At 62.5% G+C, this 929-nt stretch carries 1 protein-coding gene; it reads left to right on the top strand.

Annotated elements, in window-relative coordinates; genetic code table 11:
* The coding region (locus KW836_RS27650) for a VCBS domain-containing protein (RefSeq protein WP_218345306.1) at positions 1-929 on the top strand (929 nt) is incomplete at both ends.

The raw sequence follows: 929 nt of genomic DNA, 5'->3' as shown, positions 1-929 counted from the left end.
TCCTACTCGTACAAGGAAACGGGCGGCGCCGATAACCACTCGGCGGGCGATGACTCGGTTCGCGACAACTTCACGGTCAAGGTCACCGACCTGGCTGGCAAGTCGACGAGCAATGATCTGATCATCCAGATCATCGACACCGCGCCGATCGCCAAGAACGATTCGGCCTCGGTCACCGAAGACACCGCCACCCCGATCACGGGCAACGTTCTGACCAACGACACGCTGGGTGCTGACAGCACCACCGTGGCCATCACGACGACGGATGCCAAGTACGGCAAGCTGGTCGACAACGGCAACGGCACGTGGTCGTACCAACTGAACAACGGCCTGCCCGCAGTTCAAGCGCTGAACAACGGCCAGACGCTCACCGAAACCATCCGCTACACCATCACCGACGCGGACGGCGACAAGAGCGAAGCTGTTCTGACGATCACCATCAATGGCCAGACCGACGGTCCTCCGGTCGTCACCCCGGTTGACTCCGACGGCAACGTCACCAGCGCGCACAACAGCGTGGTGGAAGCTTCCGGCGCGACGGTCACCGGTTCGGTTGGCGTGTCGGCGGAAGCTGGCATCACCGCCGTCACCGTGGCTGGCCGCGATGTGACTGGCGCCTCTGCCGCCAACCCCGTCGTCATCACGACCGACAAGGGCATCCTGACTGTCACGGGCTACAACGCTGCGACCGGCGTCATTTCCTACTCGTACAAGGAAACGGGCGGCGCCGATAACCACTCGGCGGGCGATGACTCGGTTCGCGACAACTTCACGGTCAAGGTCACCGACCTGGCTGGCAAGTCGACGAGCAATGATCTGATCATCCAGATCATCGACACCGCGCCGATCGCCAAGAACGATTCGGCCTCGGTCACCGAAGACACCGCCACCCCGATCACGGGCAACGTTCTGACCAACGACACGCTGGG

The sequence above is a fragment of the Achromobacter sp. ACM05 genome (genome assembly GCF_019218915.1).
Classification (GTDB): Bacteria; Pseudomonadota; Gammaproteobacteria; order Burkholderiales; family Burkholderiaceae_B; genus Achromobacter; species Achromobacter animicus.
This window is presented reverse-complemented; position numbering and strand designations above follow the sequence as displayed.